This is a genomic window from Pseudomonas sp. NPDC089547, from assembly GCF_050280665.1.
In the GTDB taxonomy this organism is placed as follows: Bacteria; Pseudomonadota; Gammaproteobacteria; order Pseudomonadales; family Pseudomonadaceae; genus Aquipseudomonas.
The window spans coordinates 142,399-159,586 of record NZ_JBNNVS010000010.1; the positions used below are offsets into that span (position 1 = coordinate 142,399).

The 17,188-nt window shown below is 63.1% G+C and carries 14 protein-coding genes; 5 read left to right on the forward strand and 9 right to left on the reverse strand.

The genetic code is table 11. The features are described from left to right. Positions 1 to 8 precede the first annotated feature (8 nt). The 6 genes from prpD to ACQKPZ_RS10040 all read right to left on the reverse strand — a co-directional run bounded on the left by prpD (position 9) and on the right by ACQKPZ_RS10040 (position 8,573). Complete coding sequence (gene prpD, locus ACQKPZ_RS10015) at positions 9 to 1,493, reverse strand: 2-methylcitrate dehydratase (protein ID WP_427537324.1); 1,485 nt, start codon at positions 1,491 to 1,493, stop codon at positions 9 to 11. Between the two features lie 156 nt (positions 1,494 to 1,649). After that, a complete protein-coding gene (gene prpF / locus ACQKPZ_RS10020; protein ID WP_427537327.1) occupies positions 1,650 to 2,840 on the reverse strand; it encodes a 2-methylaconitate cis-trans isomerase PrpF in 1,191 nt (396 codons plus the stop codon). 138 nt (positions 2,841 to 2,978) lie between these two features. Beyond that, positions 2,979 to 5,567 (reverse strand): Fe/S-dependent 2-methylisocitrate dehydratase AcnD, encoded by a 2,589-nt coding sequence (gene acnD, locus ACQKPZ_RS10025; protein WP_427537388.1) that lies wholly within the window; start codon positions 5,565 to 5,567, stop codon positions 2,979 to 2,981. 162 nt (positions 5,568 to 5,729) lie between these two features. Next, a complete protein-coding gene (gene prpC, locus ACQKPZ_RS10030; RefSeq protein ID WP_391133002.1) occupies positions 5,730 to 6,857 on the reverse strand; it encodes a bifunctional 2-methylcitrate synthase/citrate synthase in 1,128 nt (375 codons plus the stop codon). A 112-nt stretch (positions 6,858 to 6,969) separates the two neighbouring features. Further along, positions 6,970 to 7,860 carry a methylisocitrate lyase gene (gene prpB, locus ACQKPZ_RS10035; protein WP_016485912.1) on the reverse strand — a complete coding sequence of 297 codons (891 nt, stop codon included), beginning with the start codon at positions 7,858 to 7,860 and terminating at the stop codon, positions 6,970 to 6,972. After that, positions 7,857 to 8,573, reverse strand: coding sequence for a GntR family transcriptional regulator (locus ACQKPZ_RS10040; protein WP_391132998.1), 717 nt, complete (start codon positions 8,571 to 8,573; stop codon positions 7,857 to 7,859). The genes prpB and ACQKPZ_RS10040 overlap by 4 nt, the downstream gene beginning before the upstream one ends. A gap of 294 nt (positions 8,574 to 8,867) precedes the next feature. Between ACQKPZ_RS10040 and ACQKPZ_RS10045 the strand changes: the two genes are divergently transcribed. From ACQKPZ_RS10045 to ACQKPZ_RS10065, 5 genes are all read left to right on the forward strand, one after another. Then, entirely contained in the window at positions 8,868 to 9,404 is a 537-nt protein-coding gene (locus ACQKPZ_RS10045) for an ATP-dependent zinc protease family protein (protein ID WP_427537330.1), read from the forward strand. Between the two features lie 5 nt (positions 9,405 to 9,409). Beyond that, positions 9,410 to 10,945 carry an inactive transglutaminase family protein gene (locus ACQKPZ_RS10050; protein ID WP_391132995.1) on the forward strand — a complete coding sequence of 512 codons (1,536 nt, stop codon included), beginning with the start codon at positions 9,410 to 9,412 and terminating at the stop codon, positions 10,943 to 10,945. Continuing rightward, positions 10,945 to 11,925: an alpha-L-glutamate ligase-like protein gene (locus tag ACQKPZ_RS10055; RefSeq protein ID WP_427537333.1), complete on the forward strand. Its 981-nt coding sequence runs from the start codon at positions 10,945 to 10,947 to the stop codon at positions 11,923 to 11,925. Before ACQKPZ_RS10050 ends, ACQKPZ_RS10055 begins: the two co-directional genes overlap by 1 nt. A gap of 125 nt (positions 11,926 to 12,050) precedes the next feature. Then, entirely contained in the window at positions 12,051 to 13,394 is a 1,344-nt protein-coding gene (gene pabB, locus ACQKPZ_RS10060) for an aminodeoxychorismate synthase component I (protein WP_427537336.1), read from the forward strand. 79 nt (positions 13,395 to 13,473) lie between these two features. Then, positions 13,474 to 14,208 carry a phosphoadenylyl-sulfate reductase gene (locus ACQKPZ_RS10065; RefSeq protein ID WP_391132986.1) on the forward strand — a complete coding sequence of 245 codons (735 nt, stop codon included), beginning with the start codon at positions 13,474 to 13,476 and terminating at the stop codon, positions 14,206 to 14,208. A gap of 122 nt (positions 14,209 to 14,330) precedes the next feature. On the opposite strand, the gene cysB is transcribed toward ACQKPZ_RS10065, so the two are convergent. The 3 genes from cysB to ACQKPZ_RS10080 form a co-directional block, all read right to left on the reverse strand. Then, a complete protein-coding gene (gene cysB / locus ACQKPZ_RS10070) occupies positions 14,331 to 15,305 on the reverse strand; it encodes an HTH-type transcriptional regulator CysB (RefSeq protein WP_010953293.1) in 975 nt (324 codons plus the stop codon). Positions 15,306 to 15,433: 128 nt separating this feature from the next. Further along, on the reverse strand, positions 15,434 to 15,931 hold the full coding sequence (locus ACQKPZ_RS10075; protein ID WP_391132982.1) for a universal stress protein: 498 nt from the start codon (positions 15,929 to 15,931) through the stop codon (positions 15,434 to 15,436). Positions 15,932 to 16,048: 117 nt separating this feature from the next. Next, complete coding sequence (locus tag ACQKPZ_RS10080) at positions 16,049 to 16,996, reverse strand: putative 2-dehydropantoate 2-reductase (RefSeq protein WP_427537339.1); 948 nt, start codon at positions 16,994 to 16,996, stop codon at positions 16,049 to 16,051. Positions 16,997 to 17,188: the final 192 nt, after the last annotated feature.

Here is a 17,188-nt window from a genome sequence, read left to right on the forward strand (position 1 = left end):
TGGCAACCTCAAATCACAAACAACTCCACAAATCTGTGCACTGCCATCTGCTCCAGCTGTTGCTGGTCCTTGCACAGTTCGAATATCTGCTGACAGCGCTGCCGCGCAAACCGCGTCGCCAGGTTGGCCCTGAACTTGGCCTCCAGCAACGGAATCCCCTCCTCCCGCCGCCGCCGATGCCCGATCGGGTATTCCACCACCACCTGCTCGGTACTGCTGCCGTCCTTGAAGAACACCTGCAACGCGTTGGCGATCGAACGCTTGTCCGCTTCCAGGTATTCACGGCTGAAGCGCGGGTCTTCCACCACTTCCATCTTCTCGCGCAGGCGGTCGATGCTTGGGTGGTTGGCATGGAATGCATCTTCATAGTGCTCCGCCACCAGATGCCCAAAGATCAACGGCACCGCCACCATGTACTGCAAACAGTGGTCACGGTCAGCCGCATTGGCCAGTGGGCCGCTCTTGGAAATGATGCGGATCGCCGATTCTTGAGTGGTGATGACGATGCGGTCGATTTCATGCAGGCGGTTGCGCACCCGTGGATGCAGGGTGACCGCCGCCTCGCAGGCAGTCTGGGCATGGAACTCGGCAGGAAAACTGACCTTGAATAGCACGTTTTCCATCACGTAGCTGCCCAGGGCCTGGGGCAGGCGCAGCTCATACTGCCCAGCAGGCTTGAGCGCCAGGTCCTTGTTGGTATGGCTGAAGGATACGTCGTAGAAGCCCCACTGCGGCGCCGTGAGCACGCCCGGCACGCCCATCTCGCCGCGCAGGGCGATATCGGCCAGGCGCACACCGCGGCTGGACGCATCGCCAGCGGCCCAGGATTTGCGCGAGCCGGCGTTTGGCGCGTGCCGGTAAGTGCGCAGGGCCTGGCCGTCGACGAAGGCGTGCGACAAGGCAGAGAGCATCTGCTCGCGGTTGGCCCCCATCAGCCTGGCGCACACGGCAGTCGAGGCCACCTTCACCAGAATCACGTGGTCGAGGCCAACGCGGTTGAACGAGTTCTCCAGCGCCAGCACGCCCTGGATCTCATGGGCCATGACCATGGCTTCGAGCACATCACGCATCAGCAGCGGCGCTTCCCCCGCAGCAATGCGCTTCTGGGACAGGTGATCGGCAACGGCCAGGATGCCGCCGAGGTTGTCCGAGGGGTGCGCCCATTCGGCAGCCAGCCAGGTGTCGTTGTAGTCCAGCCAGCGCACGGTGCAGCCGATGTCCCAGGCCGCCTTGACCGGGTCGAGGCGGTAAGCGGTGCCGGGGACGCGGGCACCATTGGGGACCAGCGTGCCTTCCACCTGGGGGCCGAGCAGTTTGGTACATTCGGGGAAGCGCAGGGCCAGCAGGCCGCAACCGAGGGTGTCCATCAGGCAGTTGCGTGCGGTGTCCAGGGCTTCGGCGGAATCGACCCGGTAGCCGAGGGCGTAGTCGGCCAGGGTTTGCAGCACCCGGTCGTAGTCCGGGCGGTCGTTCAGGTCAACGTTGGCGCTCATATCCAGCTCCCTTCAGAATTGCCGGGGCTGCGCTGCAGCCCTATCGCGACACAAGGCCGCTCCTACAGGGATCGCGTACCCATGTAGGAGCGGCCTTGTGTCGCGATAGGGCCGCAAAGCGGCCCCAACGAACGAAAGCCGAGCGCCAGTGGTGCGTTAGAAGCTATCGCCAGGTACGCGAACCCAGCCCTCCATCAGCACGCGAGCACTGCGGCTCATGATTGCCTTGGTCACTGTCCACTCACCATCCACCTGGCGCGCCTCGGCCCCGACGCGCAAGGTGCCCGAGGGGTGGCCGAAACGCACGGCGCTGCGCTCGCTCCCACCCGCAGCGAGGTTGACCAACGTGCCCGGAATGGCCGCCGCAGTGCCAATTGCCACCGCAGCCGTACCCATCATCGCATGGTGCAGTTTGCCCATGGACAAGGCCCGCACCAGCAGGTCGATATCGCCCGCCTGCACCGCCTTGCCACTGGACGCAGTGTAGGTGCTCGGCGGCGCGACGAATGCCACTTTTGGCGTGTGCTGACGCCCGGCAGCCTGGTCGACATTGTCGATCAGCCCCATACGCACCGCACCATAGGCGCGAATGGTCTCGAAACGCAGCAGCGCCTGAGGGTCGCCGTTGATCGCGTCCTGCAGTTCGGCACCGGTGTAACCGATGTCTGCTGCATTGACGAAGATGGTCGGAATACCGGCATTGATCAGGGTCGCCTTGAAGGTACCCACACCCGGCACCTCCAGGTCATCGACCAGGTTACCGGTCGGGAACATCGAACCGCCGTCGCCGTCTTCGTCTGCCGCCGGGTCGAGGAACTCAAGTTGCACTTCGGCCGCAGGGAAAGTCACCCCGTCCAGCTCGAAATCACCGGTTTCCTGCACTTCACCTTCGGTAATCGGCACATGGGCGATGATGGTCTTGCCGATGTTCGCCTGCCAGATGCGCACGGTGGCAACGCCGTTTTGCGGAATACGGGCCGGGTCGACCAGGCCGCTGCTGATGGCGAACGAACCCACGGCAGCCGACAGGTTGCCGCAGTTGCCGCTCCAGTCGACGAAAGCCTTGTCGATGCTGACCTGGCCGAACAGGTAGTCGACATCGTGTTCGGGCTTGATGCTTGGCGACAGGATCACGGTCTTGCTGGTACTGGAAGTGGCGCCACCCATGCCGTCGATCTGCTTGCCGTAGGGGTCGGGGCTACCGATTACCCGCAGCAGCAGGGCATCGCGCGCCGGGCCGGGGATTTGTGCCTGCTCGGGCAGGTCTTGCAGGCGGAAGAACACGCCTTTGCTGGTGCCACCACGGATGTAGGTGGCGGGGATTTTTACTTGCGGTACGTGAGCCATTGATGTGCTGTCCTGTCCGAAATGCATATGGCCTCTGGGGCTGCCTTGCAGCCCATCGCGACACAAGGCCGCTCCTACAGGGATCGCGTAACACTTGTAGGAGTCGCGATGGGCCGCGCAGCGGCCCCGCTCTCATGGTTAGGCGGTCGCCTCGAGGAAGTCCTGGGCAAAGCGCTGCAACACCCCTCCCGCCTCGTAGATCGATACTTCCTCGGCGGTGTCCAGGCGGCAGGTCACCGGCACTTCCAGGCGCTCGCCATTGCTACGGGTAACCACCAGGGTCAAGGTCGCCCTTGGCGTGCGCGCCCCCAGCACGTCATACGTCTCGCTACCGTCCAGGCCCAGGGTCTTGCGGTCGGTGCCCGGCTTGAACTCCAGCGGCAGCACGCCCATGCCCACCAGGTTGGTGCGGTGAATGCGCTCGAAGCCTTCGGCAACGATAGCCTCGACACCCGCCAGGCGCACACCCTTGGCGGCCCAGTCGCGGGACGAACCCTGGCCGTAGTCGGCGCCAGCAACGATGATCAGCGGCTGCTTGCGCTCCATGTACGTCTCGATCGCCTCCCACATGCGGGTGACCTTGCCTTCTGGCTCGATACGCGCAAGCGAGCCCTGCTTCACGCTGCCGTCTTCCTTGCGCACCATTTCGTTGAACAGCTTGGGGTTGGCGAAGGTGGCGCGCTGGGCGGTCAGGTGGTCGCCACGGTGGGTGGCGTAGGAGTTGAAGTCCTCTTCCGGCAGGCCCATTTTTGCCAGGTACTCGCCGGCAGCACTGTCGAGCATGATGGCGTTGGACGGCGACAGGTGGTCGGTGGTGATGTTATCCGGCAGCACCGCCAGCGGGCGCATGCCACGCAGGGTGCGCTCACCTGCCAGGGCACCTTCCCAGTACGGTGGGCGACGGATGTAGGTGCTCATCGGGCGCCAGTCGTACAGCGGCGCCACCTTCGGCCCACGGTCTTCCTCGATGGCGAACATCGGGATGTACACCTTGCGGAACTGCTCTGGCTTGACCGCAGCTCGCACCACGGCGTCGATCTCTTCATCGCTGGGCCAGATGTCCTTGAGGCGGATTTCCTTGCCATCGACCACGCCCAGCACATCCTTCTCGATGTCGAAGCGGATGGTACCGGCAATGGCGTAGGCCACCACCAGCGGCGGCGAAGCCAGGAACGCCTGCTTGGCGTAAGGGTGAATACGCCCGTCGAAGTTGCGGTTGCCCGACAGCACGGCGGTGGCGTACAAATCGCGGTCGATGATCTCTTGCTGGATGGCCGGGTCGAGTGCGCCCGACATGCCGTTGCAAGTGGTGCAGGCGAAGGCGACGATGCCAAAGCCGAGCTGCTCCAGCTCCTTCTCCAGGCCGGCCTCTTGCAGATACAGCTGCACGGCCTTGGAGCCTGGTGCCAGCGATGACTTGACCCACGGCTTGCGGGCCAGGCCCAGCTTGTTGGCATTACGCGCCATGAGGCCAGCGGCAATCACGTTGCGCGGGTTACTGGTGTTGGTGCAGCTGGTGATAGCGGCAATGATCACCGCACCGTCAGGCATCTGCCCCGGCACATCTTGCCAGTTGCCGGCAATGCCTTTGGCTGCCAGGTCGCTGGTGGCGACGCGTGCATGCGGGTTGGACGGGCCTGCCATGTTGCGCACCACGCTCGACAGGTCGAAGCTCAGGGTGCGCTCATAGACGGCGCCGCCGAGGCTGTCGGCCCACAGGCCGGTGGCCTTGGCGTAGGTTTCCACCAGTTTGACCTGCTGCTCTTCACGGCCGGTCAGGCGCAGGTAGTCGATGGTCTGCTGGTCGATGGCGAACATCGCTGCAGTGGCGCCGTATTCCGGGGCCATGTTGGAGATGGTGGCGCGGTCGCCCAGGGTCAGGGCGCGGGCGCCCTCGCCGTGGAACTCCAGGTACGCGCCAACGACTTTCTGCTTGCGCAGGAACTCGGTCAGGGCCAGCACCAGGTCGGTGGCAGTGATGTTCGGTGCCAGCTTGCCGGTCAGCTCGACGCCGACGATTTCCGGCAGGCGCATCCACGAGGCGCGGCCGAGCATCACGTTCTCGGCTTCCAGGCCGCCTACGCCGATGGCGATCACGCCCAGGGCGTCGACATGCGGGGTATGGCTGTCGGTGCCGACGCAGGTGTCCGGGTAGGCCACACCGCGGTCGTTGTGGATGACCGGCGACATCTTCTCCAGGTTGATCTGGTGCATGATGCCGTTGCCCGGCTGGATCACGTCGACGTTCTTGAACGCCTTCTTGGTCCAGTTGATGAAGTGGAAACGGTCTTCGTTGCGGCGATCCTCGATGGCACGGTTCTTTTCGAACGCCTGTGGGTCGAAACCACCACACTCCACGGCCAGCGAGTGGTCGACGATCAGCTGCACCGGCACCACCGGGTTGACGGCGGCCGGGTCACCGCCTTTGTCGGCAATGGCGTCACGCAGGCCGGCAAGGTCGACCAGCGCTGTCTGGCCGAGGATGTCGTGGCACACCACGCGGGCCGGGAACCACGGGAAGTCGAGGTCCCGCTGGCGCTCGATCAGTTGGCCCAGCGAGGCGTCGAGGGTGGCCGGGTCGCAGCGGCGCACGAGGTTTTCGGCGAGCACGCGGGAGGTGTATGGCAGGCCGTCGTAGGCGCCGGGCTTGATCGCCTCGACCGCCGCACGGGCATCGAAGTAGTCCAGGTCAGTGCCTGGCAGGTGCTTGCGGTATGCAGTGTTCATCATGGAATCAGGCTCGGTCACAGGGTTCGGAAGGTTTCGCCGGCCCTGTGGGAGCGGGCGTGCCCGCGAATGCGTCAGCAGCTGCAAAACGGTTGCCAGTACGGACGCCTTCGCGGGCACGCCCGCTCCCACAGGGGAAACGGGTTGCCTCTCTATATCTATTCAGCGCTGCTCGATCGGCACGAACTGGCGCTGTTCGACGCCGACATACTCGGCGCTCGGGCGGATGATGCGGTTGTTGGCGCGCTGCTCGAACACGTGCGCCGCCCAGCCGGTCAGGCGCGAGCAAACGAAGATCGGGGTGAACAGCTTGGTCGGGATGCCCATGAAGTGATACGCCGAGGCATGGTAGAAGTCGGCGTTGGGGAACAGGCGCTTCTGCTCCCACATGGTCTTGTCGATGGCTTCAGACACCGGGTACAGCACCGTATCGCCCACTTCGTCGGCCAACTGCTTCGACCAACCCTTGATCACCTCGTTGCGCGGGTCGGACTCTTTGTAGATGGCATGGCCAAAGCCCATGATCTTGTCCTTGCGTTCCAGCATGCGCAGCAGCTCGGCGGTGGCGTCCTGCGGGCTCTGGAAGCGCTCGATCAGCTCCATTGCCGCCTCGTTGGCACCCCCGTGCAACGGGCCGCGCAGCGAGCCGATGGCGGCGGTGACGCAGGAGTACAGGTCGGACAGGGTCGAGGCGCAGACGCGGGCGGTGAAGGTGGAGGCGTTGAACTCATGCTCGGCGTACAGGATCAGCGACACGTTCATGACCTTGACGTGCAGCGCGCTTGGCTTCTTGCCGTGCAGCAGGTGCAGGAAATGGCCGCCAAGGGTGTCTTCGTCGCTGGTGCAATCGATGCGCACACCATCATGGGTGAAGCGGTACCAGTAGCACATCACGGCCGGGAACAGCGCCAGCAAGCGGTCAGTCTTGTCGCGCTGGGCTTCGAACGTCAGCTCTGGCTCCAGGGTGCCCAGCACCGAGCAACCGGTGCGCATCACGTCCATCGGGTGGGCGTCACGCGGGATACGCTCCAGCACTTCCTTCAGCGCTTGCGGCAGGTCACGCAGGCCCTTGAGCTTGCGCTTGTAGTCTGCCAGTTCGGCCTGGGTTGGCAGCTCGCCGTACAGCAGCAGGTAAGCGACTTCTTCAAATTCGGCACCGGCTGCCAGGTCGCGCACGTCGTAACCGCGGTAGGTGAGCCCGGCACCGGCCTGGCCCACAGTCGACAGTGCAGTCTGGCCGGCCACCTGACCGCGCAGGCCTGCGCCACTGAGTACTTTCGCTTCGGCCATGGTGTTTCTCCTTTCTTGAACTTGTTATGGATTTCTTGCTGGCTAATTCGGTTCGTCTGTCCCGGCCTCTTCGCGGGTAAACCCGCGAAGAGGCCGGCACAGGCACCATCACTTACCCTTTTTTCTGGGCAAACAGCGCGTCGAGGCTCTGCTCGAAGGCGTGGTAACCAATGGCATCGTAGAGCTCCATGCGGGTCTGCATGGTGTCGATCACGTTCTTCTGCGTGCCGTCGCGGCGCAGCGCGGTGTACACGTTTTCGGCCGCCTTGTTCATGGCGCGGAACGCCGACAGCGGGTACAGCACCAGCGAAACGTCGACCGAGGCCAGCTCTTCGGTGGTGTACAACGGGGTGGCGCCGAATTCGGTGATGTTGGCCAGGATCGGCGCCTTCACCCGATCAGCGAACGTCTTGTACATCTGCAGTTCGGTGATGGCTTCCGGGAAGATCATGTCGGCGCCGGCCTCGATGCACGCCTCGGCGCGATCAAGGGCAGCGTTCAGGCCTTCGACGGCCAGGGCGTCGGTACGCGCCATGATCACAAAGCTGTCGTCGCTGCGGGCGTCGACGGCGGCCTTGATGCGGTCGACCATTTCCTGCTGGCTGACGATTTCCTTGTTCGGGCGGTGGCCACAGCGTTTGGCGCCAACCTGGTCCTCGATATGGATGGCGGCAGCGCCGAACTTGCTCATCGAGCGCACGGTGCGGGCGACGTTGAAGGCTGACGCACCAAAGCCGGTGTCGACATCCACCAGCAACGGCACATCGCACACGTCAGTGATACGACGCACATCGGTGAGCACGTCGTCCAGGCCCGTGATGCCCAGGTCCGGCAGACCCAGCGAGCCAGCGGCCACGCCGCCACCGGACAGGTAGATGGCCTTGAAGCCGGCGCGCTTGGCCAGCAGGGCATGGTTGGCATTGATGGCGCCAACCACTTGCAGCGGGTGTTCAGCGGCAACGGCGTCGCGGAAGCGCTGGCCGGGGGTGCTCTTCACAGTCATTTCTCACCTCGTGGGCTGTTGTTGTGGGCGTCCAGATAGTGACGCTCGATATTGCGCCTGGATGCGCCGATGTGGCGGCGCATCAGAAGTTCGGCCAGTTCGCCGTCACGGTCGGCGATAGCATCGAGAATGCGGTGATGCTCGGCAAAGGCCTGGCGTGGCCGGTTGGGCGTGGCAGAGAACTGGATGCGGTACATGCGCACCAATTGGTACAGTTCGCCGCACAGCATCTTGACCAGGGTCTGGTTGCCGCTGCCCTGGATGATGCGGTAGTGGAAGTCGTAGTCGCCTTCCTGCTGGTAATAACCCAGGCCAGCCTGGAATGCGGCGTCCCGCTCGTGGGTGTCGAGCACCCGGCGCAGCTCGTCGATATCGGCCTGGCTCATGCGTTCGGCGGCCAGGCGGCAGGCCATGCCTTCCAGCGACTCGCGGATTTCGTACAGTTCGATCAGCTCGGCGTGGTTCAGCGAAACCACACGCGCCCCAACATGCGGCACGCGCACCAGCAGGCGCTGGCCTTCGAGGCGGTGGATGGCCTCGCGCAGCGGCCCGCGGCTGATGCCATAGGTGCGCGCCAGCTCCGGCTCGGAAATCTTGCTGCCGGGGGCGATTTCACCCTTGACGATAGCCGCCTGGATACGCCGGAAGACGTTTTCGGACAAGGTTTCCGTTTCGTCTGCCTGTACCGGGCTGGGGGTGGAAAGGTCTTGCATATTGTCGACACCTTGAAAATCAATACGCCAGAAATTAGCGAATCAAGCCGTTCCAGTCAAAGACAAAATGAATATTGTCGACAATCGTCTAAGAACGAACTAACCCTACCCCGTCGCTGTCAGATCGCGCACCGCTGGCGTCAAGACGTCGGCGTGATAGAATGCCGCGCCTCCGATGGAGTATGGATAGCCTGTCTGTCATCCATTCATGCTTGTTGACAGATGAACGAGGAAGCTTGCGCAGTAGTTGCCAGTCGCCTTGCCCCGAACCTTGCACAGTACCGCGCCAGGAATATGAGACTTACACCCGTTTTATTGCTGCTATGCCTCACCCTGCTGCCGGCCCTTGGCCAGGCGGCGGGCAAGACCGTGTACGGTCTCAACGAATATGCCCGCCTGGGCGACCTGGACCTGGAAGTGGCCGCCAAGCTCGACACCGGTGCCAAGACCGCGTCGCTCAGCGCCCGCGATATCAAACGGTTCAAGCGCAACGGCGAAAGCTGGGTGCGTTTCTACCTGGCCATCGATGCCGCCCACTCGCACCCGATCGAACGCCCGCTGGCACGCGTGAGCAAGATCAAACGCCGGGCCGGCGACTACGATGCAGATTCGGGCAAGGCCTACACGGCCCGCCCGGTCATCGAACTTGAAATCTGCATGGGCCAGGCCATGCGCACCATCGAAGTCAACCTCACCGACCGCAGCGCCTTCCAGTTCCCGCTGCTGATCGGCTCCGAGGCGCTCAAGCACTTCGATGCGCTGGTAGACCCAAGCCTTAAATACGCGGCCGGCAAACCTGCCTGTGCCACCGACGCTCCCAAAGCAGAGTAACCCCGATGCGCTCTCTTACCCTCCATCTGAAAGTCCTGATCACCGTACTGGTGCTACTGGGCGTGGCGGTCACGGCTTATCAGATCTTCTTCCTCGGCATCCCGGTGACCGAGGATGAAACCGATGACCTGTGGAACATCGACGCCAAGGTCGAGTTCGTGGCCAGCACCAAGGATCCGGTGAAGATCCAGATGTTCGTGCCGCCGCTGAACCGCGACTACGTCAGCCTCAACGAGAGCTTCATCTCCAACAACTACGGGGTCAGCGTCAACCGTGCCGATGGCAACCGCAAGGTGACCTGGTCGGCCCGCCGCGCCAACGGCAACCAGACCCTCTACTACCGTCTGGTGCTGACCAAGCGCTACAGCAACGAAAAAACCACGGTAAAAGGCCCGACCTTCCGTGACAGCCTGGCCATCGAAGGCCCCGAGAAAATCGCCGCCGAAGCGCTGATGGCACCCATCCGCCAGCATTCGGCCGACGTCGAGACGTTTGTCAGCGAGACCATCAAGCGGGTCAACAACCTCAACGACGACAACGTCAAGCTGCTGCTCGCCGGTGACACTTCGCCGATGAAGAAGGCCCAGGTCATCGACCTGCTGCTGTCGATTGCCCACGTACCAATGGAGAAGGTGCACACCATCCGCCTGGTGGCCGACACCCCGCAAACGCCGGAATTGTGGCTGCGCAGCTTCAACGGTAACGACTGGCTGTACTTCAACCCGGATACCGGCGAGCAGGGCCTGCCCAGCGACCGCCTGCTGTGGTGGACCGGTGACGACAACCTGATCACCGTCGACGGCGGCAAGAAAGCCAATGTCACCTTCAGCATGAACAACAGCGAGATGAACGCCATCCGCCTGGCCAAGCTGACCGACGAGAACACCGACGCCGACTTCCTTGAGTACTCGCTGTACAGCCTGCCGCTGCAAACCCAGCAAACCTTCATGATCATGGTGATGATCCCGATCGGCGTGCTGGTGATCCTGGTATTGCGCAACCTGATCGGCCTGCAGACCCTGGGTACCTTCACCCCGGTGCTGATCGCCCTGGCCTTCCGCGAGACCCAGCTGGGCTTCGGGATCGTGCTGTTCACGGTGATCACCGCCCTTGGCCTGTCACTGCGCTCGTACCTTGAACACCTCAAGTTGCAGATGCTGCCGCGGCTATCGGTGGTGCTGACCTTCGTCGTGGTGCTGATCGCCGCCATCAGCCTGTTCAGCCACAAGCTGGGCCTTGAGCGCGGGTTGTCGGTGGCACTGTTCCCAATGGTGATCCTGACCATGACCATCGAGCGCCTGTCGATCACCTGGGAAGAACGTGGCGGTGGCCATGCCATGAAAGTGGCCATCGGCACGCTGTTCGCCGCCTCCCTGGCGCACCTGCTGATGATGGTGCCGGAGCTGGTGTACTTCGTGTTCACCTTCCCGGCGGTGCTGTTGATCCTGGTGGGCTTCATGCTGGCGATGGGCCGCTACCGTGGCTACCGCCTGACCGAGCTCGTGCGCTTCAAGGCATTCCTGAAGAAGGCTGACGCCTGATGTTTGGCCTGATCAAGACGTGGAAAGCCCTGGAGGCCCGGGGCATCATGGGTATCAACCGGCGCAACGCGGACTACGTGTTGAAGTACAACAAGCGCCACTTGTACCCGATTGTCGACGACAAGATCATCACCAAGGAGCGCGCCCTGGCGGCCGGCATCCATGTGCCGGAAATGTACGGCATCATCGAAACCGAGAAAGAAATCGAGAAGCTCGACCAGATCATTGGCGGGCGCAGCGATTTCGTCATCAAGCCGGCGCAAGGCGCTGGCGGTGACGGCATTCTGGTGATTGCCGACCGCTTCGAGGACCGCTACCGCACGGTGTCGGGCAAGATCATCAGCCACGAGGAAATCGAGCACCAGATCTCGAGCATCCTCACCGGCCTGTACTCACTGGGCGGCCACCGCGACCGTGCGCTGATCGAGTACCGGGTCACGCCTGACCAGATCTTCAAGAGCATCAGCTACGAAGGGGTGCCGGACATCCGCATCATTGTGCTGATGGGCTACCCGGTCATGGCCATGCTGCGCTTGCCGACCCGCCAGTCGGGCGGCAAGGCCAACCTGCACCAGGGCGCTATTGGCGTGGGCGTAGACCTCGCCACCGGTGTGACCCTGCGCGGCACCTGGCTGAACAACATCATCAGCAAGCACCCGGACACCACCAACGCCGTGGACGGCGTGCAGTTGCCGAACTGGGACGGTTTCATGAAGCTGGCTGCCGGCTGCTATGAACTGTGCGGGCTGGGCTACATTGGCGTGGACATGGTACTGGACCAGGAGAAAGGCCCGCTGATTCTGGAACTCAACGCCCGCCCGGGCCTGAACATCCAGATTGCCAACGACTGCGGCCTGACCCAGCGTACCCACGCCATCGAGGCGCACATCGAAGCGCTGGCCAAGGATGGTATTACCGAAGATGCCGAACAGCGCGTTCGGGTAGCCCAAGGGCTGTTCGGACATGTTCATCCAGGCTGACATCGCCGGGGCCGCAAAGCGGCCCCTGCATTAAACGTAATGTTGAATGTCGCGCCCAGTGCTAGGCGCTTTTCCTACACAGGTCTACAATCGCCCTCCTCGCTTTTACATCGCCGTCCACACTGATGCCGACCTGTACGCTGCACGCCCTGCCCTACCAGCCCGACCCTGCTGCCTATTTCGCCCGCCTACGCCAGGCCCCCGGCGCGATCCTGCTCGACAGCGCCCGCCCAGGTGCCGAACGCGGTCGCTTTGACCTGCTCAGCGCCTGGCCACTGCAACACCTGCAAGCACAAGCCGATGAAGATGGCCGCGCATTCCTCCAGCGCCTGCGCGCCAGCCTGGCACAACTGGGCCATGCCGACGTGCCCGAGGGCGTAGAGCTGCCCTTCGCCGGCGGCCTGATCGGCTACCTGAGCTACGACTTCGGCCGCCGCCTGGAACACCTGCCAAGCCAGGCCGTAGACGACCTGGGCCTGCCTGATGCGCAGCTGGGGCTGTATGCCTGGGCACTGGTCAGCGACCACCAGCACGGCACCAGCCAGCTGGTCTTTCACCCAAGCCTGGCAAGCGAGGAGCGAGAGCGCCTGATCAGCCTGTTCGAAGGCGGTAGCAACACCGCAACCGGCGGTTTCCAGCTGCTCGCCCCAATGGCCGGTGACCTGCACCCGGAACAGTACAAAGCCGCTTTCAACCAGGTACAACGCTACATCCAGGCCGGCGACTGCTACCAGATCAACCTGACTCAACGCTTCCGCGCCCCCTGCCAGGGCGACCCGTGGCGAGCCTACCAGGCGCTGCGCCAGGCCTGCCCTACGCCGTTTTCCGGTTACCAGCAACTGGCCGATGGCAGCGCCCTGCTGAGCTTTTCGCCCGAGCGTTTCATCCGTGTCAGCCAAGGCCAGGTGGAAACACGGCCGATCAAGGGCACCCGCCCGCGCGCCAGCGACCCGCTTGAAGACCAGCGCAATGCCAATGAGCTGCTGTGCAGCCCCAAGGACCGCTCGGAAAACCTGATGATCGTCGACCTGCTGCGCAACGACCTCGGGCGCACCTGTCAGATCGGTTCGGTGAGGGTACCGGAGCTGTTCAGCCTGGAAAGCTACCCCAACGTGCACCACCTGGTCAGCAGCGTCACCGGCCAGCTGGCCAGCGACAAGGATGCGCTGGACCTGATCGGCGACAGCTTCCCTGGCGGCTCGATCACGGGCGCGCCGAAAATCCGCGCCATGCAGATCATCGACGAACTGGAACCCGCACGCCGGGCGCTGTACTGCGGCTCGCTGCTGTATGTGGACGTGCGCGGGGAAATGGACAGTTCGATTGCCATTCGCAGCCTGCTGGTCAAGGACGGCCAGGTCAGTTGCTGGGGCGGCGGCGCGGTGGTGGCCGACTCCGAGTGGCAGGCTGAATATGAAGAGTCGATCGCCAAAGTGCGGGTACTGATGGAGACCTTGCAGGGCTTGTGAGTCCGTCTAGCCCGCGTTTTTTTGTTACCATCACCTTACTACGAGCGCACAGCGCCACAGCCAAGATGGAAACCGCCTGATGAGCCAACCCTTCGACGTCGCCGCCCTGGCCGCGACCTATGCCAACAAGTCCCCGCAGGACATTCTCAAGCTCGCCTTCGAGCATTTTGGTGATGACCTGTGGATCTCCTTCAGCGGCGCCGAGGACGTGGTGCTGGTCGACATGGCCTGGAAGCTGAACAAGCAAGTCAAGGTGTTCAGCCTCGACACCGGTCGCCTGCACCCGGAGACCTACCGGTTCATCGACCAGGTGCGCGAACAGTACAACCTGCCGATTGAAATCCTCAGCCCAGACCGTGACAAACTCGACCCGTTCGTGAAGGAAAAGGGCCTGTTCAGCTTCTACAAGGACGGCCACGGCGAGTGCTGCGGCATCCGCAAGATCGAGCCGCTGCGCCGCAAACTTGCCACCGTGAGCGCCTGGGCCACTGGCCAACGCCGCGACCAGAGCCCGGGCACCCGCAGCCAGGTGGCGGCACTGGAAATCGACGGCGCATTTTCCACGCCCGAGCGTACCCTGTACAAGTTCAACCCGCTGGCACAAATGAGCAGCGCGGAAGTGTGGGGTTATATCCGCATGCTGGAGCTGCCGTACAACAGCCTGCATGAGCGTGGCTTCATCAGCATCGGCTGCGAACCTTGCACCCGGCCGGTGCTGCCGAACCAGCATGAGCGTGAAGGGCGTTGGTGGTGGGAAGAGTCGACGCAGAAGGAATGCGGGTTGCACGCGGGCAACCTCATCAGCAAGGCTTGAGATAGCCGGGGCTGTTTCACAGCCCAATCGCGACACAAGGCCGCTCCTACAGGGTTATGCGATCTCCTGTAGGAGCGGCCTTGTGTCGCGATGGGCCGCGAAGCGGCCCCAGCATTCTCGGATCAGTGCACCGGCAGTTCGACCCCTTCGAACAGCTCTTCGAGCTCCTGCTTGTTATGGCACTGAATGGCCTTGGCCATCACTTCACGGGTCAGGTGCGGGGCGAACTTCTCGATGAAGTCGCACATGAAGCCACGCAGGAACGTGCCACGGCGGAAGCCGATCTTGGTGATGCTGGCTTCGAACAGCTCACTGGCATCCAGGGCCACCAGGTCGCTGTCGAGCTTGGCATCCACGGCCATACCCGCGACGATCCCCACACCCAGCCCCAGGCGCACATAAGTCTTGATGACGTCGGCATCTGCCGCGGTGAACACCACTTTTGGCGTGAGGCCGCGGTGGTTGAAGGCTTCGTCCAGCTTCGAGCGCCCGGTGAAACCGAACACGTAGGTAACGATCGGGTATTCGGCAACCGCTTCCAGGGTCAGCTTCGGCAGCTTGGCCAGCGGGTGACCTTGCGGCACCACCACGCACCGGTTCCACTTGTAGCACGGCATCATGATCAGGTCGCCGAACAGCTCCAGCGCCTCGGTGGCGATGGCGAAGTCTACCGTGCCATCTGCTGCCATCTCGGCGATCTGCATGGGCGAACCCTGGTGCATGTGCAGGGACACTTCCGGGTACTGCTTGATGAAGCTGCTGATCACCGGCGGCAAGGCATAGCGTGCCTGGGTGTGGGTGGTGGCGATGGACAACGTGCCCTTCTTCTCGTTGGAGAATTCCTGGGCAATCTGCTTGATGCTTTCGACCTTGCGCAGGATTTCGCCGGCGGTATTGATGATGCGCTCACCGGCCGGTGTGACACGGGTCAGGTGCTTGCCACTGCGGGCAAAAACTTCAACACCCAGCTCATCTTCGAGCAGGCGGATCTGCTTGCTGATACCCGGCTGGGAGGTATACAGGCTCTGCGCCGTCGCGGAGACGTTGAGGTCATGGTGCGCCACTTCCCAGATGTAGCGCAGTTGTTGAAGCTTCATAGATTCCCCTCGGTTCAGCGATGAGTCCGCGGCAGCAGGCAGCGACGATATATAACTATATTAGTGGTTCTGGAAATAAATCTAGAACTATTTTGTTACATGCCCCCGGAAATGGCCTACGCCAATCTTCATGTTTTCCTACGCCCCAGGTGCTGCGCCAAAGGCACCATGTACACCGGCACCGGCGACAGTTGCAGCAGCCGTACCGCCGTGCGCCCCAGGGGCACATCCACCCCCGCTCCGGCGCTGTGGCTACCGAAAATCAACAGGTCGACGCTCAGTCGCTGCGCCTGTTCAAGGATCACCTGCGCGGGGTCGCCCTGGCGTACCCGCACCGCCTTGATCACCGCCAGGTCGGCCTCCTCGCCCAGCTCATCACGAAAATTTTCCAGCACGCGCTGCTCGATGTTGGCCATTACCGTGTTGACACCCTGGCTGTGCAACTGGTCGAGCGTCTGCTCATCAAGGTAGCTTTGCAGGAGGGATTCGGCGAATTGCCCCATTGGCTCCACCGCGTGGATCACATACAGCTCGGCACTGAACGTACGCGCCAGGGCCAGCGCGTGTTGCATCACAAAGGGTGCGTAGACACCGAGGTCGGTGGCGTACAGCATGGAGCGGATCATTCGACCTCCTCGACTGCCGCAACGGCAGAGCAAGCTTCAGCTTAGCAGCGGGCCGGACGCACGCTTTGCCGTCCGGCGCGCTGCTGGCGTGGGCTGGAGGGCCGACAAGAGGCGCCCTCAGCGGGGCCGATCGTTGCTGTCGAGGAAACCCAGCGCCTGGTACAGCATTTCCATTCGCGGCAAATGCAAGCCTGCCGCACGCGCACGCGCCAGCGGCTCGGCATAGATAGCCTGCAGCTCCAGCGGGCGCATCAGGGCATAGTCGTGATACATGCTTGGCCAGTAGTCAGGCATGCGCTCGGTCACCTGGAACAGATGCTCGGCATAGCCCTCGGGCAACACGTGACCACACGCGGCAGCACCTTGTACCACCTCTGCCATCAACGCCTGGATCAGGTCCCGGCTGTGACTGTTCGCCATCAGCGGCGTGGTGCTGGCCGCCAGCAGTACCGACAGGCCGTTATAGGGCACGTTCCACACCAGTTTCTGCCAGCGCGCCAACTCCAGGTTCGGCATGGCCTGCGAATCGATCCCCGCGGCCTCGAACAGGCCCGCACCTTCACGGACCACCTCGGCGCCGCCATCACTGGCCGGACCACTGTGGTAACCCAGGTTGACCGCGCCCAGTGCCTGGTGGCGGATCACACCCGGCGCATGGCGGTTGACACAGATAAAGCAAAGGCCACCGAGCAGGTGCATGTCGCTGCGCAAGGCCGGGCGCAGTTGCGCTTCCACGCCCAGGCCGTTCTGCAGCAGTACCACCTTGGCGCCGGGCGCAGCGGCCTGCACGATCAGCGGCGCCAACTGGTCGTTACTGGTGGCCTTGGCGCCGACCAGCAACCAGTCGCAAGGCGGCATGTCGCCGGCATCGGCATAGGCCTGCACCTTCATCTGCAGCGCGCCATGCACGGCACTTTCCACCGCCAGCCCCTGCTCACGCACAACCTCGTATTCGCTGCGCAGCAGAAAATGCACATCGAAACCGGCCCGCGCCAGCATCAAACCATAAAAACCACCAATGGCGCCGCTGCCGATGATGCCGATGCGTCGTGTAGGCGTGTGCATGCCGATCTCCAGTTGATGTGAGCCCTCTTTTTTACACAGGTTGCACGCCGCCAGGTAGCCCACGGGCGCAAAAGCACCACAGGCGCAGGGAAAACAGCAGGCTGACGGAAGTGCCGCCCATTGTCGCGCCACCCGTAACGCGCTAAGGTTCGGCTCCCCGCTGCGATTATTCTTGCTGCTGGGCCGCACGGG

Bases quoted from the DNA above. Each gene is read 5' to 3' on its own strand.
- cysB (WP_010953293.1), bottom strand. From the start codon at position 15,305: ATGAAGCTTCAACAACTGCGCTACATCTGGGAAGTGGCGCACCATGAC.
- ACQKPZ_RS10055 (WP_427537333.1), top strand. From the start codon at position 10,945: ATGTTTGGCCTGATCAAGACGTGGAAAGCCCTGGAGGCCCGGGGCATC.
- pabB (WP_427537336.1), top strand. From the start codon at position 12,051: ATGCCGACCTGTACGCTGCACGCCCTGCCCTACCAGCCCGACCCTGCT.
- ACQKPZ_RS10080 (WP_427537339.1), bottom strand. From the start codon at position 16,996: ATGCACACGCCTACACGACGCATCGGCATCATCGGCAGCGGCGCCATT.
- prpF (WP_427537327.1), bottom strand. From the start codon at position 2,840: ATGGCTCACGTACCGCAAGTAAAAATCCCCGCCACCTACATCCGTGGT.
- prpD (WP_427537324.1), bottom strand. From the start codon at position 1,493: ATGAGCGCCAACGTTGACCTGAACGACCGCCCGGACTACGACCGGGTG.
- prpC (WP_391133002.1), bottom strand. From the start codon at position 6,857: ATGGCCGAAGCGAAAGTACTCAGTGGCGCAGGCCTGCGCGGTCAGGTG.
- ACQKPZ_RS10040 (WP_391132998.1), bottom strand. From the start codon at position 8,573: ATGCAAGACCTTTCCACCCCCAGCCCGGTACAGGCAGACGAAACGGAA.
- ACQKPZ_RS10045 (WP_427537330.1), top strand. From the start codon at position 8,868: ATGAGACTTACACCCGTTTTATTGCTGCTATGCCTCACCCTGCTGCCG.
- prpB (WP_016485912.1), bottom strand. From the start codon at position 7,860: ATGACTGTGAAGAGCACCCCCGGCCAGCGCTTCCGCGACGCCGTTGCC.
- ACQKPZ_RS10075 (WP_391132982.1), bottom strand. From the start codon at position 15,931: ATGATCCGCTCCATGCTGTACGCCACCGACCTCGGTGTCTACGCACCC.
- ACQKPZ_RS10050 (WP_391132995.1), top strand. From the start codon at position 9,410: ATGCGCTCTCTTACCCTCCATCTGAAAGTCCTGATCACCGTACTGGTG.
- acnD (WP_427537388.1), bottom strand. From the start codon at position 5,567: ATGAACACTGCATACCGCAAGCACCTGCCAGGCACTGACCTGGACTAC.
- ACQKPZ_RS10065 (WP_391132986.1), top strand. From the start codon at position 13,474: ATGAGCCAACCCTTCGACGTCGCCGCCCTGGCCGCGACCTATGCCAAC.